This window comes from Bradyrhizobium amphicarpaeae (genome assembly GCF_002266435.3).
GTDB lineage: Bacteria > Pseudomonadota > Alphaproteobacteria > Rhizobiales > Xanthobacteraceae > Bradyrhizobium > Bradyrhizobium amphicarpaeae.
Genome location: NZ_CP029426.2, coordinates 2917365 through 2936897, shown reverse-complemented (window position 1 = coordinate 2936897; position 19533 = coordinate 2917365). Strand labels below are relative to the sequence as shown.

The following is a 19533-nucleotide window of genomic DNA, read 5'->3' as shown; positions in this document are numbered from 1 at the left end:
ATACCTTGCGCCCATGGACGCGGCACCGGACGACGTTTTCATCGACGAGATCAACTTCCCGGCGACCGACGGGTATGCCCTGACGGGCACGCTGTTCCTGCCGCGCGGCACCAAACGCCATGCCGTGCTGATCAACTCGGCGACGGCCGTCCCGCGCAAAATCTATCGCGGCTTTGCCTCCTACCTCGCCCATCGCGGCTGCGCCGTGCTCACCTACGACTATCGCGGCATCGGCGACTCGCGGCTGCCGGCGATGGTCGGCTACAACCAGCCGAAATCGCTGGTGGGCTTCAAGGCCTCGATGTCGGATTGGGCCGCGCTCGACGTCACCGCCGCGGTCAGCTGGATGCGGGAGCGGTACAACACCCTGCCGCTGGCCTATGTCGGCCATTCCTTCGGCGGCCAGGCGCTGGGGCTGATCGCCAACAACAGCGAAATCTCGCGCGCTGCCTTCGTGGCCTCGCAGGCGGCGACCTGGCGGCTGATGACCTCGCCGGAAAAATACCGCGTCTTCGCCTTCATGAACCTCATCGGCGTGCCGCTCGTTCACACGCTCGGCTACGCCCCGGGCTGGGCCGGCGTCGGCGAGGATCTGCCCAAGGGCGTCTTCCTGCAATGGGCCGAATGGGTCTCGAGCCCCCGCTACCTCTTCGATTCAAAACTGCCGGCGCTGGAGAATTTTGCAAAGTTCAAGGGCGAGCTGCGGGCGCTCTGTTTCTCCGACGATCCCTGGGCAACCCAGCCCGCGGTCGAGCTGCTCGCGAGCGGGTTCACCACGATCAAGCCGGAGGTGCTCAACGTCAAGCCGTCCGACGTCGGCGCCAAGGCCATCGGTCATTTCGGCTTCTTCCGCCCCGAGCATCGCGACACGCTGTGGCGCGGGGTGGCGGAATGGATTCAGGGTGACTGAGACACAGCTTCGCGTCCTCGCGGCGTGTCCCGGACGCACTGCGGCCGCAGCACGGGACCTTCGTTTGAACACACACGGTCTCAACATCGTCATTGCGAGCGCAGCGAAGCAATCCAGACTGTGGCTGCGGAAACAGTCTGGATTGCTTCGTCGCAAGAGCTCCTCGCAATGACGGAGTGTGAGCACGCGTCTCCCGTGTCCCGGACGCACTGCAATGCCCTTCGCTTTGCGGCCTTAACAGAGAGTGTGCGCGCTGAAAGGCGTGCGCGAGGTCGCATTGTGCTGAAACCTGCTTTTTTGTGCTCGGCACAAAACTTTCCGCGCAGTTGGTTGTTGGACCTCGTGTACCGCGCTCAGATGGAGCATCGAGGATGTTTGGCAGGTCCAACGGCATTTGGTTGAACGAACCGAAACAATGGTCTGAAAAGGACGACATCCTCGAAATGGTCACGGACCATGCCACCGACTTCTGGCGCGAAACCCATTACGGTTTTATCCGCGACAGCGGGCATTTTCTTGGGTTTCCGGTCGGAGATGCATTCACGGCCGAACTCCGCATCCGAGGCGATTTCAAAACGCTTTATGATCAAGCGGGCCTCATGGTGCGCGTGGACGAACGTTGCTGGCTCAAGGCCGGGATCGAGTTCGCGGATGGGCGCGCAATGCTGTCGAGCGTGCTGACCGACGGGCGATCGGACTGGGCGACTGCACCCTATCAGCACGACGCCGGTGACTTCAGCTTGCGCGTTACGGTGGCGCACGGCGTTCTTCGTTTGCAGTCTTCGAACGACGGCAAGATATGGCCTCTCATGCGGCTTGCGCCATTCGCAGAGAACTCGTCCTATCTTGTAGGACCGATGGCCTGCACGCCGGAGCGGTCCGGGCTCGCGGTCGCATTTTCAGATTTTCGGCTGACGCCGCCACTCGGTAAGGATCTTCACGATTTGCAATGAGGAGCGTGGGTGCACCTGACCGGAAGCCCCGTCAGGCGGACATCCGATGAATGCGACCGCCCTACCGGATGATCGTCGTCAGCGACGAGTAACGCCTGTTCGGCTTGGCCTCGCCCGCCGAGAACTGCGCGAACGCATCGCTGACGCGCCTGGCCGGCGTGATCCCGTCGGCAAAGCGGAATTCCTTCGGCTGCGGCGCGTAGAAGCTGGCGCGGAAATAGTTGTCGTCGAAGCGCGCCTCGCCGACCCCGAACAATGCGTCGCAGGCGAACAAGAGCGCGTAGACTCCCGCGAGCGCAGCGACGACCTCCTTGAGAACTGACATGTTGATGCCCCATCCTTTTGCCCGGGAGCATGCACGCCGGTTCCAAAGCCGGGGTTTAAGGCTACGCTCTTCTTGTCCGCAGGGTTTGCCGTCCCCGAGCGGATTGCAGACAATTTTATCGATCTCGAGATTTCAGGCTGGCTGAATTGTCGCTCTCAGCGGTGCCATGCTCGCCGCGGGAAATACCGCCTGTTAATTCTCTCGTGGTGAGGTCCGGTTTTTGGATGTCAGACCGGCCCGGACAGGCCGCGAAAGTGGCCCCGGAGCTCGACCATGGAACCACCGCCTCCCGACCACCGATTGCACGACAAGGTCACGCTCGCCGAACTCCTGGGTGCGCTGAGCTACGCGCTCGACCTGACCGAGGGACAGCCGGCTGGACATTGCGTGCGATGCAGCCACATCGGCGTCGAGATCGGCAGGGAGATCGGGCTTGGCGAGCAGGAGATCACCGAGCTGTATTACGCGCTGCTGCTGAAGGATCTCGGCTGCAGCAGCAATGCCGCCCGCATCTGCGAGCTGTATCTGACCGACGATCTCTCCTTCAAGCAGGACTTCAAGCTGATCGACGGGAGTTTGTCCCAGGCACTGCGCTTCGTGCTCAGCCACACCGGCCTGAAGGCCGGGTTGGCCGAACGATTCCGCGCCATCGTCAATATCTTCCAGAACGGTGGCGAGATCGCGCGCGAGCTGATCGAGACCCGCTGCCACCGCGGCGCGGATATCGCCCGCAAGATGCGCTTCTCCGACCTGGTCGCCGAAGGCATCAAGAATCTGGACGAGCACTGGGACGGCAGCGGCAAGCCCCTAGGCTTGTCCGGCACCGTCATCCCGATCTATTCGCGCATTGCCCTGCTCGCGCAGGTCGTCGACGTCTTCCACATCGCAAACGGACCCGAGGCCGCTCTTCGCGAGGCCAGGAACCGGTCGGGCCTCTGGTTCGATCCCGACCTGGTCGCGGCTTTCGAGCGCGTGGCGGCAAGACCCGGATTCTGGGACACAGGCACCGACCTCGGGCACGAATGCGCCATTTCACACGCGCCCGCACAGGCGAGCCTGCCGATCGACGAGGACTATCTCGACGACATTGCAGCCGCGTTCGCCCAGGTGGTGGATTCCAAAAGCCCTTACACCAGCGGTCACAGCGAGCGCGTCACGCTGTTCACCGACATGATCGCCGAGGAGCTTGAGTTCAGCGCCGAGCAGCGGCGCTGGCTCAAGCGCGCGGCACTGCTGCACGACATCGGCAAACTCGGCGTCAGCAACGCCATCCTGGACAAGCCCAGCAAGCTGGATGACGCCGAATGGGACATCATGAGGATGCATTCGGCGCATTCCGAGGCGATCCTGTCACGCATCGGCGCATTCCGCAGCCTCGCTCCGATCGCGGGCGCGCATCATGAGCGGCTGGACGGCAAGGGTTATCCGCGCGGCCTCGCAGGGGACCAGATCAGCCTGGAAACCCGCATGATCACGACCGCGGACATATTCGATGCGCTCACCGCCGATCGGCCCTATCGCGCCGCCATGCCGGTGACAAAAGCGCTGGGGATCATGTCCGAAATGGTCGGCACCCAGATCGATGCAAACTGCTTCGCGGCGCTTCAACGTGCGCTGGGACGCGTTCCCGGGACATTGGCAGCATGACGGCCGGGAGGCAACCTTCCTGATCCGGCCGCGCCCGTAACCTGTTTGCCGATCGCGGCATCGGAAGCCTTTGGCCACACGAACTCAATCGTGGGCGGCCTCCTTGCGATGACCGCTGTCGCTGAGGCGGTCGACCCAGGCGATGCCGACCGCCGAGATGATGAAGGTCAGATGGATCAGCACCTGCCACATCACGCCGGTCTCGGTGAAATTGCTGCGCGTGGTGCCGAGATTGCCGGCCTCGATGAAGGTCCTGAGCAGCGAGATCGAGGAGATGCCGATGATCGCCATCGCGAGCTTGATCTTGAGTACGCTGGCGTTGACGTGGCTGAGCCATTCCGGCTCGTCGGGGTGGCCGGTCAGGTTCAGCCGGGACACGAAGGTCTCGTAGCCGCCGACGATCACCATGATCAGGAGGTTGGAGATCATGACGACGTCGATCAGGCCGAGCACGACCAGCATGATCTGCTGCTCGCTGGCATCGAAGGAATGCACGACCAGATGCCAGAGCTCCTTGAGGAACAGCAGCACGTAGACGGCCTGCGCGACGATCAGGCCGATGTAGAGCGGAAACTGCAGCCAGCGCGAGCCGAAGATGAGCTGGGCGAACAGGCCGAGGCGCGGCGGCACGGCCTGCGCCGAAGGTGCTTTGGGTTCGGACGTCATGAATTGCTCCGGATTGCCGAAATTGATCGCCTCAGAGACTTGCGATGACGGGTGCGAGCTCGAGCGAGCCCCGATAGATCATCTCGAAGGCGACGTAAATGATGATGGCGAGGCCGACATAGGCGATCCAGCGCTGCTTCTGGAGCACGCGGCCGAGCAGGTCGGCGGCGACGCCCATCAACGCGACCGACAGCAACAGGCCGAAGGCGAGGATATAGGGATGCTCGCGCGCGGCGCCGGCGACCGCGAGCACGTTGTCGAGCGACATCGAGACGTCGGCCGCGATGATCTGCACCGCCGCCTGGCCGAAGGTCTTTCGCTGCACCGGCGCAGCCGCCGCGCCGCCGCCATGGCTGAATGCGAGTTCTTTCGAGTGCGCGGCCTGCTCGCGCAGCTCGCGCCACATCTTCCAGCACACCCAGAGCAGCAGCACGCCGCCCGCGAGCAACAGGCCTATGACCTGCAAGAGCTGGGTCGCCACGCCCGCGAAGACGATACGCAGCACGGTGGCGGCGGCGATGCCGACGATGATGGCGCGGCGGCGTTGCTCGGCCGGCAGTCCCGCCGCCGCGAGGCCGATGACGACGGCGTTGTCGCCGGCGAGCACGAGGTCGATCAGGACGACTTGAAGCAGCGCAGTGAGCGCTTCGGGTGTGATGAATTCAATCATGTTCGATCATTTTTTTGGCGCAGACGGATCGAGCCAATGCGGCTTCTTCCGCTCGACCCAATCCAGGACCTTCGAACGCGACGAACGCAGCGCGGGCACGTCCTCGGCAAGCAGCGCGAGGCCGAGCGGCAGCATCCAGACGCCGAGAATCGGCAGGAAGGAAAGCACGCCGCCGGCAACGAGCAGCGCGCCCGAGGGAATTCTGACCCATCGGCTCGATGGTTTGAGCAGATAGGTGACCGTGTCACCCATGCGTGGCGGCAGCCGATCGACGAGTTTGTCGAGGCGCGGGTCACCGCCGGCCATCTCGCCGGCGGAGCCTGCGGCCTCATTGCGACGCTCGTTCGATGCTGCGCTCATGCCTACTCCTCTGTGGCCAACGGCTGTTCGATGCGCTCCTTGCGCGAGTCGACCTGCTTCGCGCGCGGCAACACCAGCGTCAGCAGGCGCAACAATTTGATCGCCTGCACTTCATGGGGATGGACGTCCTCATCCGCCGCAGCGACGCGCTCCGACAGTTCGATCAGATGGGACGAGAGCGGCAGGTTCGAAACCGGCCGCAGCGTGTCGATCACGACATTGGCGAAATCCGGCTCTTCGAGCCGTTCGGCGAGTTCGTCGAACATGGCATAAAGCCGTTCCTCCGGAATGTGCGGCGCCAGCTTGCGATCCCTGACGAAACGGATCACCTCGTCGCGCTCGACAGGCGAAACGCGCCGGTCGGCGACCGCGACCAGCGCGCCCACGATCACCAGCGCGGCGGCAGCCTGCTCGTTCAGGCTGGACGGTTCCGTGATCTCGATCTCGATGGGATTTGAATGCTTGGCGTCAGTCATCGTTGCTCCTCAATTTGCGAAATGACCGCACGGAGCTGCGATGGGGACGAATGGTCGGAGAGAACGAACGAGGCCCGACAATCAGCCAATCCATCGCATTCGCGCGGGACAGGTCATCCGACATCGCGAGGTTTGCCGACTAGGTCAGCGTCCTCGCCAGAGGGGCCCGGATTCTTGTTCGTGTCAGAGATAAAGGTGCGTCTGGCGGAATCAAGGCGGCACGGCTGCGACCAGCCGCCGCATCGGTTCCATGTTGCGGGGCTTGGTTACGAAATGGTGTGCCAACACGCACATCGTCACGACGGAAACCACCGGCCAAACCCACGGCTATCGCATACGGCGCCTTGCACGAGTTGAGCGCGCGCCTCGTCCTTCGAGACGACCGCTTCGCGGTCTCCTCAGGATGAGGCTCAGCAGCGTCGGTGCTCGCTGAAGCTGGTGCCGCGCACTCGGTCCTCATCCTGAGGGCCCGCCAAAGGCGGGCGTCTCGAAGGATGGCCACAGGCAAGATTGCCACATGATGCGATAGCCATGCCGCCCAACCTACCCCGCCCGCTCGACGAGATGCGCACGGGACGGTCCGGGGTCGAACCGATCGCCGAAATATTGCGTTTCGTGGGCGACGAGGCCGTCGCGGAATTCCATGATGCTGACGACGTAGGACGGCACCCCGTCATAGCTCAGCACGAACTCGCTCACCCAGAGATCACCGCCGCCGATGATCCGCCGAACCGTGAAGCGCTTCCTGTTCGGCTGCACCGTCCGGCTTTGCTGGATGTTGCTGCGGCCGCGGATGCGCTCACCCGACTGCGGATAGTCGAGCACGGCGTCCTCGCGATAGATGTCGTGCTCGGCTTCGAAATCGTTCGCATCCGAGGCGTCCCAATGGCGCCTGAGCGCTGCCAGCGTCGCTTGATCGTCCATTGCGCTTCTCCCGTCGTCTCAGCCTTCAGATCGGCGCGCGGACGGCCGCAGACAAGGCACTCTCGCAACGTCTAACAACCACTAACGGGCGCAAGCCACGATCCGGGTGCAGATTGACGGCTGCCGCAATCTGGAATTCGCCAGATTGCGCAGGTACGGTGGTTTTGGCCGAGGAAGGTCCATGGCTCGTCTGCTCTCGCTCAATGTCGGCTTGCCGCGCGACGTCGCCTGGCAAGGCCGGACCGTTCATACCGGAATCTGGAAGACCCCCGTCACGGGCCCGCGCAGGGTACGCCGGCTCAACATCGACGGCGACGGCCAGGGCGATATTGCGGGTCACGGCGGCGAGCAGCGCGCCGTCTTCGTCTACCAGGACGAGTCCTACCGATACTGGCAGAAACATCTCGGCCGGTCCGACCTCGTTCATGGTCAATTCGGCGAGAACTTCACCGTCGAGGGCCTGGCCGACGCCGAGGTCTGCATCGGTGATCGCTACAGGATCGGCACCGCCCTGTTCGAGGTCACCCAGCCGCGCGTCACCTGCTACCGGCTCGGCATTCGCATGGACGAACCTGACATGCCCGCGCTGCTCGTCAAGCACGGCCGGCCGGGCTTCTATTTCCGTGTCATCGAGGAGGGCGACGTCGAGGCCGGCGACGAGATCGTGCAGGTCGAGAGCGGTCCGGAAGGCATGAGCGTCGCCGAGATCGATGCGCTGCTTTACTTGCCCCCTCATCCGCGCGAGCGCCTCGCGCGCGCGCTGAAAATTCCGGCGCTGAGCCGCGGCTGGAATCGCTCCTTTGCAGCGCTGCTGGCGCAGAAGGACAGCGCCGTCGCGGGAAACGCCGGGCTCGGCCCGACCGCCAGCCCGACGCCGGCCTGGCGCGGCTTCCGCCCCTTCCGCGTGTCGCGCAAGATCGCCGAAAGCGCCAGCGTGACCTCGCTGATGCTCGAGCCCGCGGATGGACAGCCGCTGGCGACCGCCCTGCCCGGTCAATTCGTCGTCGTGCGGCTGGGACCCTCCGCGATGACGCGCAGCTATTCGCTGTCTGACAGCACCGACGCCGCATCCTATCGCATCAGCATCAAGCGCGAGGCGCACGGCGCGGCCAGCTTCTATGTCGCCGAGACGATCCAGGTCGGCGATATCGTGCCGATCGGTGCGCCGCGCGGCAGTTTCACGCTCCGGCGCGACGCGCGGCCCGTGGTGCTGCTGAGCGCGGGCATCGGCGTGACGCCGGTGCTCGCCATGCTGCACGCCCTCGCCGCGGAACGCACGACGCGGGACGTCTGGTGGCTGCATGGTACACGCAACGGCCGCGAGCATCCGTTCGCGGCCGAGGCGCGCGGGCTTCTCGCCGGGCTGGCCCATCATCACAGCCATGTCTGCTTCAGCGCCCCCGATCCAGCCGACCGCGAGGGAGCCGACTTCGACAGCATGGGTCGTCTGGATCGACAGCGGCTCCAGATGCTCGATATTCCCATGGATGGCGATTTCTATCTCTGCGGACCGACGGCCTTCATGAGCGATCTCACCACCGGCCTCGGCGCGCTGGGCGTCGTGCCCGATCGCATCCACACCGAGCTGTTCGGCAGCAAGCCCTCGCTGACACCGGGTATCGCCGCCGCGCCGAAGACGACTCCACATCAGCCGGCAGGAGCACGCGGCCCGGGTCCGATAGTGTCGTTCGCCCGCAGCGGCCTCAACGTGTGCTGGGGGCCCTCCTACGCCAGCCTGCTCGAGCTCGCGGAGGCATGCGATGTCCCGGTGCGCTGGTCGTGCCGGACGGGGGTTTGCCACAATTGCGAGAGCGGCCTCGTGGCCGGAGAGGTCAGCTACACGTCGGATCCGCTCGACCCGCCGGCGGAGGGAAATCTGCTGATCTGCTGCGCACGACCGCAAGGCGACGTCGTGATCGATCTCTAGAGATACATCAGCGCCGGACACAGGAGGCTTCGATGCGAACTGACATCATGCCGGGAGTGACCTTCCCGGATTACGAACTCAGCGACCACACCGCAAAGCACCGCAAGCTCTCCGAGCTTCAGGGGGACGATCCCATGATCGTCGTGCTCGGCCGCGGCGGGTTCTGCCCGAAGGATCGCCGCCAGACCGAAGGGCTGGTTCAGCTCCATCGCGAGATGGAGGTCGGCTATTGCCGGCTGGTCACGATCACCACCGACAACATCACCGAGACCAATGAATATCGCAGCGGTGCCGGCGCGCACTGGCCCTTCCTCTCGGACCCCAGGCGGATCGTCCAGAAGGACCTCGACATCGCCGAATACACCGATCCCGTCCACAATCCCATGATCCCGCATGTCGTCGTGCTGGAGCCCCGCCTCGTCGTTCACAAGATTTACAACGGCTACTGGTTCTTCGGGCGTCCGACCATGGAGGAATTGCGCCAGGACCTCAGGGCCGTCAGCATGAAGTGCCGCCCGGACTGGGACATTACCGCGCCCGGATTCAAGGCACTCTGGGACCAGGGCCGCAAGGAGCATTTCTATCCCTACGGCAAGGCTTATCGCGAAACGCTCGGCGGCGGGGATTAGCGGTGCGAGCGGGCGGATCTCGTCGGGAACGCAGCCCGGGCAGATTTGTTGGTGCTGTCAGGACGCATCCCCGACAGGAACCCCATGTGCCGCTGGATCGCATACCGAGGCGAGACCACCTCGTTCGAGCCTTACGTCACCGAGCCCGAGCATTCGCTGGTCGCGCAGAGCATCCGCTCGCTGCAATCCACGGCGGGCTCGAACGGCGACGGCTTTGGGCTCGGCTGGTATGGCGAGCATCCGGAGCCCGGGCTTTATCGCGAGACGCGCCCGGCGTGGTCGGACGAAAACCTGCGTTACCTCTGCCGGCACCTGCGCTCGCATCTGTTCTTCGCCCATGTGCGCGCCGCCACCGGCACGGCGGTGACGCGGCAGAACTGCCATCCCTTTGCCTGCGGCCAATGGATGTTCATGCACAACGGATTCGTCGGGAGCTGGAATCGGCTGCGGCGCAAGGTCGAGGCGCTGATCCCCGATGCCTATTATCCGTCGCGGCTGGGCACGACCGATTCGGAAGCCGTGTTCCTGGCGATGATGGGCGCTGGCCTCGACGACGATCCGCTTGGAGCGACGCGCCGCGTGCTGCAGGCCCTGGTCGGCCTCGTCAACGAAGGCAATCTGCGCGAACGGCTGCGCTTCACCAGCGCGATCGCCAATGGCCGGGATCTCTATGCCTTCCGCGTCGCGATCAACGACGCCGCGAACACGCTCTATTACCGGGAGGACGGTGGCCAGGTCATCGTCGTGTCCGAACCGTTCGACAAGGAACCGGACTGGACCGAAGTGCCGCCGAACCACGCGCTGATCGCACGCGCGTCCGAAAGCGTGAAAATTGTTCCGTTCGACGCGACAATTTGCGGGAGCGCCGATGCGGAACCCGCCCCTGCCAGAAGGATTAGTGCCCGCAGGTGATTTTTGCCGGGTGGGACATGACCTTTGCTTCGGACGTTTTGAAACTGCTGCGTCTCGATTCATCGGATGACAAGCAGCATCTCGTGATTCGCTCCGCCGGCGGCGGGGCCAAAGCGGCTGAATATTCCTTCGGCATCGAGGAGGAGTATTTCCTGGCCGACCGCCGCAGTTTCGAAGTCGCCATCCACACGCCCAACGAGCTGTTCGAGTCGGCGAACTGGTCGACCGGCGGCCAGGCCATGCGCGAGATGCTGCAATCCCAGCTCGAGGTCGCCACCAACGTCCATGTCGACGTCAACGACGCCCGCGAAGAGCTTCGCTTCCTGCGGCGCGAAGTCGCCAACGTCGCCGCACAATATGGTTTCGTGATCATGGCCTGCGGCACGCACCCGACCGCGGTCTGGCGCATGTCGCAGCCGAGCCCGAAGCCGCGCTACGAGGAGATGATCGAGGATCTGCGCAGCATCGGCCATCGCAACATGATGTGCGGCATGCATGTGCACGTCCAGCTGCCAGATCCCGAGAAGCGCATGGCGGTGATGCGGGCGATGCTGCCGCATCTGCCGCTGTTCATCGCGCTGTCGGCGTCCTCCCCGTTCTGGAATTCGCACAAGACCGGACTGAAGGGCTACCGTCTCGCCGCCTATTCCGAGCTGCCGCGCACCGGCATGCCCGAATTGTTCGAGAGCCGGCGGGACTATGATGACTATGTCGGCGCCCTCCAGCGCTCCGGCGTCATTCCCGACGAAAGCCACATCTGGTGGGCGATGCGCCCCTCGATGCGGCACCCGACCCTCGAGCTTCGGGCGCCCGACACCTGCACTCTGGTCGACGACGCCGTCGCCATCGCCTCGCTCTATCGCTGCCTGACGCGCCACCTCTACCTGCGGCCTCATCTGTCGAAGGAAGTCACCGCGGTCGAACGCGCGATTGCGGTGGAGAACAAGTGGCGCGCCCAGCGCTACGGCACCGATTGCATCTTTGCCTCCAAGGACGGACCGGTCACGATCGCCGAGATGCTCTCCCGAATCATCGACGACACCGCCGAGGACGCCGACGCGCTGGGCTGCACCGCCGAGATCGAGCATTGCCGCACCATCGTGGAGCGCGGCAGCTCGGCCGAATTCCAGCTGCGCGCCTATCACGACAACGGCGACGACATCGCAGCCGTGTCACGATGGATCGCGACATCGACGATTTCGGGGACGAGCGCGCCGATCGGGCGCAGCGCGCCGGCGCCGTCATAGCGCCCGCGCAAGCTTTGCGGACGAGAACGTCATTTCCGAATTTGATATTCCGTGGGGGAATGAATGACTGACATCGCCTCGTGCGCCGGTTGCGGCCACAGCCTGGTCCCGATCCTGTCCGAGAACGGCCGCGCGCGGCCGAGCTGCTTCTGGTGCGACGGCGTCGATGCCCAGACCATGGAGATGGCAAAGTGGGCCGACAGCCCGGCCGGCAAGCCGGATCGGGCCGCGCCTCACGCTTTCGATTGAGCCGCCCTCCGCGTCAGGCCCGCGCCACCAGACGCGGACGGAATACGGACTCGACCGTCGGCGCACGAGCCGCGACCGGCTTTCGCGTCGGCCGGCGCCGCGGGATGAAGAAACTGTTCACGACGATCGGCTCGTGATCGCCGAGCGCAGTCCGCTCCTTCACCAGCAGGCTCATCACCGAGCGCATCTTGATGACTTCCTGCGCCACGAAGCTGCAGTCCTCGCCTCGGTTTATCTGCTCATGCATGATGGCTTCGGCTTCGCGCATGCTGACGCGGAGCGCTCGGATGGTTCTGCGAATTTCATTGATGCGGTTGTCCATGGCTGCCTCCATCTCGGTCGCAGCATAAGAACAAAACATGAACAATCTGTCAATCGCCGCCGTAGCGGATCGCGGCGTTATTACTTACCCGGACGGCATCGCTGCACGCGCACTGGCGAGGCTTGCCGACAAATTAGACAGGTCCCGTCAAGGCACCGGGAAGCATGTGCTCCCGACTGCGTCCGGCGATCGGAACGAGCTGTCGATCTAACCTCCCGTGCAACCACCGGATTTTTCCTGAACCGGCACATCCGCATCGCGGCGCCGGACCCGCTTGCTGCTTCGCAAACCAACTGGCCCAAAATTCGCAAAGAAGGTGCGAGCGAAGCAACGGCGCAGAGCGGAGAACGTCATGAACGTGCATGCTGCGGGCGATCTCAGGACGACTGGCCTCACCCATCCGAACGGCGCGCCGCTCCGCCTCAACACGCAAGACTTCGTCGCGATCGACCGCGACCGGAATGCGACATTCGAGGCGACCTATCGCCCGCAAGCACTCTACAATCGCGCCAACGAGGGCTTCCACGCCAACAACGAAACCTTCCTGCTCCACGAAGTCGCGACCAACCTGCCGATCTACCGCCCCGACACCGGTCCCACCGATTTCCACCTGCATCTTCCCCCCGGCGGCTTCCAGCTGGTGCTGGTGACCTCGGGCGCGTTCACCTTCGACTATGACGGGCGCTTCTACAATGTCGGCCCGGGCGCCGTGATGCTGCAAAGCGCGATCGTGCACCGCCAGCTGTTCTACACCTGGTCGGGCCTGTCGACCGAAGAGAACTTGAAGACGCCGCAGACGGTGGTGCCGGATCCGGTCTCGATGGGCTATTCGGGCAAATTCCTCGAAGCCTTCATCACCGATCCCACCACCTTTCCGAATCCCACCATCGTCGGTCCCGACCAGATCGACGAGGCCGAGACGCCGCGCGTGGCCTGGAGCCATCCGCTGCACGATCGCCCGGCCAATGCCGGCTTCTGGCTTCAGGATCCGCTGGCGTTGGATGCCCTGTTCAAGCCGCTCGCGGACAACTCGATCAAATCGGCGCTGCCGGTCTACGTGCGCGACATCGGCATCGAAGCACCGAGCGGCCAGCTCGTCGCCGGCCATATCATCGCAACCGACCCGCGCGGCGGGTCGCTTCTGCCGAAGAGCACTTCGTCGTCAGCGGACGCCGCCTCGTTCGCCAAGGGCGAGGTCGTGATCTATCGCGTCATTCGCGGCACGGCGGAATTCAAGAACAAGACGGGCGAGACCTTCGAGCTCGCGGCCGGCGACGTCGTGACCGCAGGCAAGAGCTCGGTCAGCCTCGTTGCGGTCGGAGAGAACACCCAGGTGCTCCGGCTCGGTCTCCTCAAGGGCATGAACGATCTGCGCAGCTGGACGCCGACCCAGCGCGACGAGATCGACGGCCTCGCCGGCCAGATCATCACGCAGAAGGACATTCGTCCGCTGCGAACCGAGGGCAAGCCGGTCGGCTATCTCTACGCCTAGTTTGCCGGACGTCCCGGCGGCATCTGTTGCGGCCTCCGCAAGCTGCGGCGCCCGGTCGGCCTTAGGAACCGAGTTTGCGGCCTGACGTTGGTCCAGCCCGCACCCGGAGATTACTTTGTCCATTTTGCAGCTGAAGCCGCCCATTCCCGTCGTGACGCCCAAGGGCGACGGCTACGCCCATGTCCTGATCGACTACGGAGCGGAGTTCAATCTGCTGTGGGTCGTCTTCCTCGACGATTCCGGGGAATGCTGGACCTACGACAATTCGCAGATCCGCGCGCAGAAGAATGTCACCATGGGCCGGACCTTCGTCTCGATGCACAAGGGCGTGCCGCTCGCGCCGAAGGACGAAGCCGTCGCTCGCTAGGAAGAAGCGCCCCTACTCCGCCGCCTGCCGCACGTGGCGCGCGGTCGGGGTGCGCATCGTCACCAGCTCTTCGGCCGCGGTCGGATGCAGCGCGATGGTCGCGTCGAAATCGGCCTTGGTCGCCTTCATCTTCACCGCGATCGCAACGGCCTGCGTGATCTCGGCGGCGGCCTCGCCGACGATGTGGCAGCCGAGCACGCGATCGGTCGCGCCGTCGACCACCAGCTTCATCAGCACGCGGGTGTCGCGGCCCGACATCGTCGCTTTGATCGGGCGGAACGAGGTCTTGTAGATGTCGACGTGACTGAACTGCGCGCGCGCCTCGGTTTCCGTCAGGCCGACCGTGCCCACCTCCGGCTGCGAGAATACCGCGGTCGGGATGTTGGCGTGATCGACCTGCACGATACGCTTGCCGAACACGGTGTCGGCGAAGGCATGGCCCTCGCGGATCGCGACCGGCGTCAGATTGAAGCGATGGGTGACGTCGCCGATCGCATAGATGCTGTCGACCGAGCTCTTCGAGAAATGGTCGACCGCGATGCCGCCATTCGCAGGATTGATGGCGACGCCGGCGTTCTCCAGCCCGAGATTGGCCACCGCCGGATGTCGGCCGATCGCGAACATCACCTGGTCCGAGGCGAGGCTCGATCCGTTTGACAGATGCGTGGTGAATTCATCGCCGTGGCGGTCGACCTTGCTCACCGTGCAGCCGGTGAGAATGGTGATGCCCTGCTTCTCCATCTCGGCACGAACATGGGTGCGAACATCCTCGTCGAAGCCACGAAGGATGTTGTCGCCGCGGTAGATCACGGTGACGTCGGAGCCGAAGCCGGCGAAGATGCCGGCGAATTCCAGTGCGATGTAGCCGCCGCCCTGGATCACGATCCGCTTCGGCAGCTTCTTCAGATGGAACGCCTCGTTGGAGGAGATCACGTGCTCGATGCCGGGGATCGCGGCGCCATGGTTGGGCGCGCCGCCGGTGGCGATCAGGATGTATCTTGCGGTAATCTTGCGGTCGTTTTCGAGCAGGCGGACGGTGTGCTTGTCCTCGATCACCGCGCGGCTCTTGACGATCTGCGCGCCCGACTTCTCGACATTGGCGGTGTAGGCCGCCTCGAGCCGCGCGATCTCCTTGTCCTTGTTGGCGATCAGCGTAGCCCAGTCGAAGCTGGCGGGCGGCACGGTCCAGCCGAAGCCGGCAGCATCCTCGAGCTCGTGGCGGAAATGCGAGCCGATCACGAACAGCTTCTTCGGCACGCAGCCGCGGATCACGCAGGTCCCGCCCATGCGGTACTCTTCCGCGATCATCACGCGGGCGCCGTAACCGGCCGCAATACGGGCGGCACGCACGCCGCCCGAACCACCACCGATGACGAAGAGGTCGACGTCGAATTCAGCCATTGTCCACTCCGACCCCCAATCAGGAATTACTGATCAGATAGTGTCTGTCAGATCTCCTTGCCACGCTTGCGCATCTCGGCGCGGAAGGCCCCCATCACGGTCTCGGAGAAGTTCTGGGCCCAGGAGTTCATGAAGGCCATGCTGAGCCCGATGGCGCGCGGCTCGGCGTCGATCAGCTTCTTGCCCAGCGGCGACTTGTAGAAGGCAACGAGATCCTTCAGCTCCTGCTCGGTGAACTCGCTGGCATAGATCTGTGCCATGCCATCGCCGATCTCGTTCTGGCGGCCATTGAGCTGCTGTTCGACGATCGGGGCGACCTCGTTGAGGTCCTTCTGGTAGTTCAGGTTCTGCTGGATCAGCGCGATCTTGGTCTTCTGGACGAGACCAGGCACGGCGCCCGCGTACATCGCGTTGGCGTTCTTGATCTGCAGAATCTCCTTGGCCGCCGCAACCGCCGCGGGCGAGGCTTTCGGCTGCGCGGGTGCGGCAGCTGCCTTGGGCGCGGCCTGCTGCGCGGCGGCCGGGACGACCGAGAGGGCCAGTCCCACCGCGAGGGTCGCAGCCGGCAAAAACTTCAAGACGCTCTTCATTCCTAGTCTCCTTTCGGCTTACGCCGTTCAATCACGCGAATTCCCTCAGCCCCCGCCAGTACAGCCGAGTTGGCCAAGCCGATGAATAACCCGTGCTCGACCACGCCGGGGATCACGCTCAACGCCTTGGCGAGACGAGCAGGATCCTCGATCCGTCCGAGCTTTGCATCGAGGATCCAGTGGCCGCCGTCGGTGACGAAAACGTGGCCGTCCCTGTCCCCGCCCTTGGCCTTGCGGACCGCCATTTGCCCGGAAACGCCGCATTCGGCAAATGCCTTCTCGATCGCCCGGCGCGTTGCGCCGAGCCCGAACGGGATGACCTCGATCGGGAGCGGAAATTGGCCCAGCGTCGGCACCCATTTGGTGTCATCGGCGATCACGATCATGCGATCCGAGGCCGCAGCCACGATCTTCTCGCGCAGCAGCGCACCGCCGCCGCCCTTGATCAGGTTGAGCTCGGGGTCGATCTCGTCGGCGCCGTCGATGGTGATATCGAGATGGTCGATCTCATCCAACGTGGTCAGCGGCACACCGCACCTGACGGCATCGAGGCGGGTCGCCTCGGAGGTCGGCACGCCGATCACCTTGAGCCCGGCGGCGACGCGCTCGCCGAGCAACTCGACGAAATGCTTGGCGGTCGAACCGGTGCCGAGCCCGAGCTGCATGCCGTCCCGCACCTCCTCGAGCGCGCGCGCAGCCGCCTGTCGCTTCAACTGGTCCATATCCACGTCTGCGCCCACCTCTGAGTCCCGAACGTGCCGCCGATCGTGGCCGCTTTCGGCGGCCTATGTAGCCTCGTTTCCCGCCGGAGAACAGGGTCTGGCGAACCAGCCTATAAGTTGATCTTATGGCGCCGCCCCTTGCGCTGGCCTGACCGGGCCGGTAGCGCTTGGACCATGGCCTCCCCTCACACCATCGTCTTCGATCTCGACGGCACGCTTGTGGATACGGCGCCCGACCTGATCACCGCGCTGAACCATGTGCTCGACCGCGAGGGGCTGCCGCCCGTGCCGATGGCCTCGGCCCGCAACATGATCGGCGCCGGCGCCCGCAAGCTGATCGAACGGGGGCTGGAGGCCGAGGGCCGCAGCGTCACCCCCGCCGACATGGACCGGATGACGGCGGATTTCATCGCCTATTACGCGGACCATATCGCGGTCGAATCCCGCCCCTTCGAGGGGCTCGAGGCCGCGCTGGACCATTTTTCGGCGCAAGGCCATCGCCTCGCCGTCTGCACCAACAAGCTGGAATGGCTGTCGAAGCGGCTCCTGGATAAGCTCGACCTCAGTCGCCGCTTCGCGGCAATCTGCGGCGCGGACACCTTTGGCGTCCAGAAGCCCGATCCGACCATTTTTCGTGAAACGGTGGCGCGCGCCGGCGGAGCGGTCAAATCCAGCATCATGGTCGGCGATGCCGGAACCGATGTCGGGGTGGCCCGCCGGGCCGGGGTGCCGGTGATCGGAGTCAGTTTTGGCTATACCGACGTGCCGATCGCCGAGCTGAAGCCGGACCGGCTGATCCATCACATGCGTGACCTGCCGGCTGCAGCCAGCAGCCTGATGACCGGGTAGCGCGGACAAGCCATTGATATATAATTGGTATTCAGCCAACCCTGCATTAACCATTCATTAACTATGCGCAGCCCGCCGGTTGCCTGCCCCAGACGACGCTTCTAAGGTCCGCGCGGGGTCATGTGGCGGTTCGTCGCAGTCGAAGTGGATGGGTCATGCGTCGTGTCATTGCGGTTGCGTTAGCCGGAGCGAGTCTTGTGGGAGCGGCAAGTCTTGGGGGCTGCTCCTCGATGTCCTGGGACATGTTCAAATCGGCCCCGCCGACCGTGCAGGTCCGGCTCGAATCCAATCCTCCGGGTGCCGACGCCACGACATCACTCGGTCCGGGCTGCAAGACCCCCTGCTCCGTCTCGGTTCCCGCCCCCGAGGCTCCCTTTACGGTCGCTTTTGTGCTGCCCAAGTACCAGCCGGCGAGCGTCCCGGTGAACGTGATCAGAAATCCCGGGACTTTCACCACACCCGCCTCGGCGACATCAGATCCGAATCCGGTGTTTGCGGAACTTCAGCCGGCCACCCCGCCGAAACCGGTTCGCAAGCCGCACCGGCCGAGGAAGCCCAAACCGGCTGCCGCCGCGCCGGCCGCGGCACCCGTCGAAGCCGCACCGGCCGCGGGCTCGCCGTTCCCCGATCCGAACGCCGGCAAACGCTGATCTAAGTATACCACCCGATTGTCCTCGTCGCGTCCGATGCTTAGATTGCTTCCCGAGCACCACTGAAGCAAAAGGTGCGCCCGTCGCCGTAAGTGACAAGGCCTCTCCATGAACGGATCCACCGCGCTGTCGACCCCGATGACCGATCCGTTCGGGCGGACCATCAGCTATCTGCGCGTCTCCGTCACCGATCGCTGCGACCTGCGCTGCTTCTACTGCATGTCGGAAGACATGACGTTCCTGCCCAAGGCGAACCTGTTGACGCTGGAGGAGCTCGACCGGCTCTGCTCGGCTTTCATCGCCAAGGGCGTCAAGAAGCTGCGGCTGACCGGCGGCGAGCCGCTGGTCCGGCGCAACGTGATGTCCCTGGTGCGCTCGCTGTCGCGGCACCTGTCGAGCGGCGCCCTGAACGAACTGACGCTGACCACCAACGGGACCCAGCTTGCGAAACACGCAAGCGAGCTCGCTGATTGCGGCGTCCGCCGCATCAACGTATCGCTCGACACGCTCGATCCCCAGAAATTTCGCGAGATCACCCGCTGGGGCGAGATCGACAAGGTGCTGGAAGGCATCGAGGCCGCGCGCGCCGCAGGTCTTGCCGTGAAGATCAACGCTGTCGCGCTGAAGAACCTCAACGAGGACGAGCTTCCCGACCTGATGCGCTGGGCCCACGGAAAAGGCATGGACCTGACGCTGATCGAGGTCATGCCGATGGGCGAGATCGGATCGGGACGGATCGACCAGTATCTGCCGCTGTCGCTGGTGCGCGCGCGCCTCGCCCAGCAATTCACGCTGACGGATCTGGCCGAAAGCACCGGCGGCCCGGCGCGTTATGTCAGCGTCGCCGAGACCGGCGGCAAGCTCGGCTTCATCACGCCGATGACGCATAATTTCTGTGAATCCTGCAACCGGGTTCGCGTCACCTGCACGGGAACGCTGCACACCTGCCTCGGCCACGAGGATGCCTCCGATTTGCGCAAACCTCTGCGTGCATCCGATGACGACATGCTGCTTGCGGATGCGATCGACCGCGCCATCGGGCTGAAGCCCAAGGGCCACGATTTCATCATCGACCGCCGCCACGACCGTCCCAGCGTCTCCCGGCATATGAGCGTCACCGGCGGGTGACACCGTCGCCGTGCGGCCTTATTCCCCTTAACTATCAACAAACTTCCGATTGACTGGCGACAAACTCGCTGGTTTGGTGCGGCGGCCTCATGCCTGCGCGGCGAGACAAGCCACGCG

The 19533-nt window shown here is 64.4% G+C and carries 23 protein-coding genes; 13 read left to right on the top strand and 10 right to left on the bottom strand.

Features of this window, described 5'->3' with window-relative positions:
* The first annotated feature begins 13 nt into the window (after nt 1–13).
* Entirely contained in the window at nt 14–910 is an 897-nt protein-coding gene (locus CIT40_RS13445; protein WP_094896428.1) for an alpha/beta hydrolase family protein, read from the top strand.
* A gap of 371 nt (nt 911–1281) precedes the next feature.
* Nucleotides 1282–1863, top strand: coding sequence for a DUF1349 domain-containing protein (locus CIT40_RS13440; protein ID WP_094896427.1), 582 nt, complete (start codon nt 1282–1284; stop codon nt 1861–1863).
* Between the two features lie 61 nt (nt 1864–1924).
* Here the strand turns inward: CIT40_RS13440 and CIT40_RS13435 are convergent, their stop codons facing one another.
* Complete coding sequence (locus CIT40_RS13435; RefSeq protein ID WP_094896426.1) at nt 1925–2188, bottom strand: hypothetical protein; 264 nt, start codon at nt 2186–2188, stop codon at nt 1925–1927.
* Nucleotides 2189–2461: 273 nt separating this feature from the next.
* Here CIT40_RS13435 and CIT40_RS13430 point away from each other — a divergent pair, with 273 nt between their 5' ends.
* Nucleotides 2462–3835 carry an HD-GYP domain-containing protein gene (locus CIT40_RS13430; protein ID WP_094896425.1) on the top strand — a complete coding sequence of 458 codons (1374 nt, stop codon included), beginning with the start codon at nt 2462–2464 and terminating at the stop codon, nt 3833–3835.
* An 84-nt stretch (nt 3836–3919) separates the two neighbouring features.
* Here CIT40_RS13430 and CIT40_RS13425 read toward each other — a convergent pair whose 3' ends face one another.
* The 5 genes from CIT40_RS13425 to CIT40_RS13405 form a co-directional block, all read right to left on the bottom strand.
* On the bottom strand, nt 3920–4501 hold the full coding sequence (locus CIT40_RS13425; protein WP_094896424.1) for a TIGR00645 family protein: 582 nt from the start codon (nt 4499–4501) through the stop codon (nt 3920–3922).
* A gap of 31 nt (nt 4502–4532) precedes the next feature.
* Nucleotides 4533–5171: a TerC family protein gene (locus CIT40_RS13420; RefSeq protein WP_094896423.1), complete on the bottom strand. Its 639-nt coding sequence runs from the start codon at nt 5169–5171 to the stop codon at nt 4533–4535.
* A gap of 6 nt (nt 5172–5177) precedes the next feature.
* Nucleotides 5178–5531 (bottom strand): hypothetical protein, encoded by a 354-nt coding sequence (locus CIT40_RS13415; RefSeq protein ID WP_094896422.1) that lies wholly within the window; start codon nt 5529–5531, stop codon nt 5178–5180.
* 2 nt (nt 5532–5533) lie between these two features.
* Nucleotides 5534–6007 (bottom strand): tellurite resistance TerB family protein, encoded by a 474-nt coding sequence (locus tag CIT40_RS13410; RefSeq protein WP_094896421.1) that lies wholly within the window; start codon nt 6005–6007, stop codon nt 5534–5536.
* 543 nt (nt 6008–6550) lie between these two features.
* A complete protein-coding gene (locus CIT40_RS13405) occupies nt 6551–6931 on the bottom strand; it encodes a nuclear transport factor 2 family protein (RefSeq protein WP_094896420.1) in 381 nt (126 codons plus the stop codon).
* Between the two features lie 181 nt (nt 6932–7112).
* Here CIT40_RS13405 and CIT40_RS13400 point away from each other — a divergent pair, with 181 nt between their 5' ends.
* The 5 genes from CIT40_RS13400 to CIT40_RS13380 all read left to right on the top strand — a co-directional run bounded on the left by CIT40_RS13400 (nt 7113) and on the right by CIT40_RS13380 (nt 11895).
* Nucleotides 7113–8858, top strand: a complete 1746-nt coding sequence (locus CIT40_RS13400; protein WP_094896419.1) for an MOSC and FAD-binding oxidoreductase domain-containing protein — start codon at nt 7113–7115, stop codon at nt 8856–8858.
* A 32-nt stretch (nt 8859–8890) separates the two neighbouring features.
* Nucleotides 8891–9487, top strand: coding sequence for a redoxin domain-containing protein (locus CIT40_RS13395; RefSeq protein WP_094896418.1), 597 nt, complete (start codon nt 8891–8893; stop codon nt 9485–9487).
* Between the two features lie 84 nt (nt 9488–9571).
* On the top strand, nt 9572–10399 hold the full coding sequence (locus CIT40_RS13390; RefSeq protein WP_094896417.1) for a class II glutamine amidotransferase: 828 nt from the start codon (nt 9572–9574) through the stop codon (nt 10397–10399).
* Nucleotides 10400–10416: 17 nt separating this feature from the next.
* A complete protein-coding gene (locus CIT40_RS13385) occupies nt 10417–11646 on the top strand; it encodes a carboxylate-amine ligase (RefSeq protein ID WP_100298087.1) in 1230 nt (409 codons plus the stop codon).
* 63 nt (nt 11647–11709) lie between these two features.
* Nucleotides 11710–11895, top strand: coding sequence for a hypothetical protein (locus CIT40_RS13380; RefSeq protein ID WP_094896416.1), 186 nt, complete (start codon nt 11710–11712; stop codon nt 11893–11895).
* Nucleotides 11896–11908: 13 nt separating this feature from the next.
* Here CIT40_RS13380 and CIT40_RS13375 read toward each other — a convergent pair whose 3' ends face one another.
* Nucleotides 11909–12217, bottom strand: coding sequence for a hypothetical protein (locus tag CIT40_RS13375; protein WP_094896756.1), 309 nt, complete (start codon nt 12215–12217; stop codon nt 11909–11911).
* A gap of 352 nt (nt 12218–12569) precedes the next feature.
* On the opposite strand from CIT40_RS13375, the gene CIT40_RS13370 reads away from it, so the two are divergent.
* Together CIT40_RS13370 and CIT40_RS13365 are read left to right on the top strand one after the other, a co-directional pair.
* Nucleotides 12570–13709 (top strand): hypothetical protein, encoded by a 1140-nt coding sequence (locus CIT40_RS13370; RefSeq protein WP_094896415.1) that lies wholly within the window; start codon nt 12570–12572, stop codon nt 13707–13709.
* A gap of 115 nt (nt 13710–13824) precedes the next feature.
* On the top strand, nt 13825–14076 hold the full coding sequence (locus CIT40_RS13365; RefSeq protein ID WP_094896414.1) for a hypothetical protein: 252 nt from the start codon (nt 13825–13827) through the stop codon (nt 14074–14076).
* Nucleotides 14077–14088: 12 nt separating this feature from the next.
* Here CIT40_RS13365 and gor read toward each other — a convergent pair whose 3' ends face one another.
* The 3 genes from gor to rpiA are packed head-to-tail and all read right to left on the bottom strand — an operon-like array spanning nt 14089 to nt 16795.
* On the bottom strand, nt 14089–15477 hold the full coding sequence (gor, locus tag CIT40_RS13360; protein ID WP_094896413.1) for a glutathione-disulfide reductase: 1389 nt from the start codon (nt 15475–15477) through the stop codon (nt 14089–14091).
* Between the two features lie 47 nt (nt 15478–15524).
* Nucleotides 15525–16067 (bottom strand): DUF2059 domain-containing protein, encoded by a 543-nt coding sequence (locus tag CIT40_RS13355; protein ID WP_094896412.1) that lies wholly within the window; start codon nt 16065–16067, stop codon nt 15525–15527.
* A 2-nt stretch (nt 16068–16069) separates the two neighbouring features.
* Nucleotides 16070–16795 carry a ribose-5-phosphate isomerase RpiA gene (gene rpiA / locus CIT40_RS13350; RefSeq protein ID WP_094896755.1) on the bottom strand — a complete coding sequence of 242 codons (726 nt, stop codon included), beginning with the start codon at nt 16793–16795 and terminating at the stop codon, nt 16070–16072.
* Between the two features lie 168 nt (nt 16796–16963).
* Between rpiA and CIT40_RS13345 the strand changes: the two genes are divergently transcribed.
* From CIT40_RS13345 to moaA, 3 genes are all read left to right on the top strand, one after another.
* Complete coding sequence (locus CIT40_RS13345; protein ID WP_094896411.1) at nt 16964–17638, top strand: HAD-IA family hydrolase; 675 nt, start codon at nt 16964–16966, stop codon at nt 17636–17638.
* Nucleotides 17639–17793: 155 nt separating this feature from the next.
* On the top strand, nt 17794–18288 hold the full coding sequence (locus CIT40_RS13340) for a hypothetical protein (protein WP_162307479.1): 495 nt from the start codon (nt 17794–17796) through the stop codon (nt 18286–18288).
* A gap of 108 nt (nt 18289–18396) precedes the next feature.
* Complete coding sequence (gene moaA, locus CIT40_RS13335) at nt 18397–19416, top strand: GTP 3',8-cyclase MoaA (RefSeq protein ID WP_094896409.1); 1020 nt, start codon at nt 18397–18399, stop codon at nt 19414–19416.
* Nucleotides 19417–19533 lie beyond the last annotated feature (117 nt).

Bases quoted from the DNA above. Each gene is read 5' to 3' on its own strand.
- moaA (WP_094896409.1), top strand. From the start codon at position 18,397: ATGAACGGATCCACCGCGCTGTCGACCCCGATGACCGATCCGTTCGGG.
- CIT40_RS13435 (WP_094896426.1), bottom strand. From the start codon at position 2,188: ATGTCAGTTCTCAAGGAGGTCGTCGCTGCGCTCGCGGGAGTCTACGCG.
- CIT40_RS13355 (WP_094896412.1), bottom strand. From the start codon at position 16,067: ATGAAGAGCGTCTTGAAGTTTTTGCCGGCTGCGACCCTCGCGGTGGGA.
- CIT40_RS13345 (WP_094896411.1), top strand. From the start codon at position 16,964: ATGGCCTCCCCTCACACCATCGTCTTCGATCTCGACGGCACGCTTGTG.
- CIT40_RS13405 (WP_094896420.1), bottom strand. From the start codon at position 6,931: ATGGACGATCAAGCGACGCTGGCAGCGCTCAGGCGCCATTGGGACGCC.
- CIT40_RS13430 (WP_094896425.1), top strand. From the start codon at position 2,462: ATGGAACCACCGCCTCCCGACCACCGATTGCACGACAAGGTCACGCTC.
- CIT40_RS13420 (WP_094896423.1), bottom strand. From the start codon at position 5,171: ATGATTGAATTCATCACACCCGAAGCGCTCACTGCGCTGCTTCAAGTC.
- CIT40_RS13340 (WP_162307479.1), top strand. From the start codon at position 17,794: ATGCGTCGTGTCATTGCGGTTGCGTTAGCCGGAGCGAGTCTTGTGGGA.
- CIT40_RS13385 (WP_100298087.1), top strand. From the start codon at position 10,417: ATGACCTTTGCTTCGGACGTTTTGAAACTGCTGCGTCTCGATTCATCG.
- CIT40_RS13415 (WP_094896422.1), bottom strand. From the start codon at position 5,531: ATGAGCGCAGCATCGAACGAGCGTCGCAATGAGGCCGCAGGCTCCGCC.
- CIT40_RS13410 (WP_094896421.1), bottom strand. From the start codon at position 6,007: ATGACTGACGCCAAGCATTCAAATCCCATCGAGATCGAGATCACGGAA.
- CIT40_RS13390 (WP_094896417.1), top strand. From the start codon at position 9,572: ATGTGCCGCTGGATCGCATACCGAGGCGAGACCACCTCGTTCGAGCCT.
- CIT40_RS13370 (WP_094896415.1), top strand. From the start codon at position 12,570: ATGAACGTGCATGCTGCGGGCGATCTCAGGACGACTGGCCTCACCCAT.
- CIT40_RS13445 (WP_094896428.1), top strand. From the start codon at position 14: ATGGACGCGGCACCGGACGACGTTTTCATCGACGAGATCAACTTCCCG.
- CIT40_RS13380 (WP_094896416.1), top strand. From the start codon at position 11,710: ATGACTGACATCGCCTCGTGCGCCGGTTGCGGCCACAGCCTGGTCCCG.
- CIT40_RS13400 (WP_094896419.1), top strand. From the start codon at position 7,113: ATGGCTCGTCTGCTCTCGCTCAATGTCGGCTTGCCGCGCGACGTCGCC.
- CIT40_RS13395 (WP_094896418.1), top strand. From the start codon at position 8,891: ATGCGAACTGACATCATGCCGGGAGTGACCTTCCCGGATTACGAACTC.
- CIT40_RS13375 (WP_094896756.1), bottom strand. From the start codon at position 12,217: ATGGACAACCGCATCAATGAAATTCGCAGAACCATCCGAGCGCTCCGC.
- CIT40_RS13425 (WP_094896424.1), bottom strand. From the start codon at position 4,501: ATGACGTCCGAACCCAAAGCACCTTCGGCGCAGGCCGTGCCGCCGCGC.
- CIT40_RS13440 (WP_094896427.1), top strand. From the start codon at position 1,282: ATGTTTGGCAGGTCCAACGGCATTTGGTTGAACGAACCGAAACAATGG.
- gor (WP_094896413.1), bottom strand. From the start codon at position 15,477: ATGGCTGAATTCGACGTCGACCTCTTCGTCATCGGTGGTGGTTCGGGC.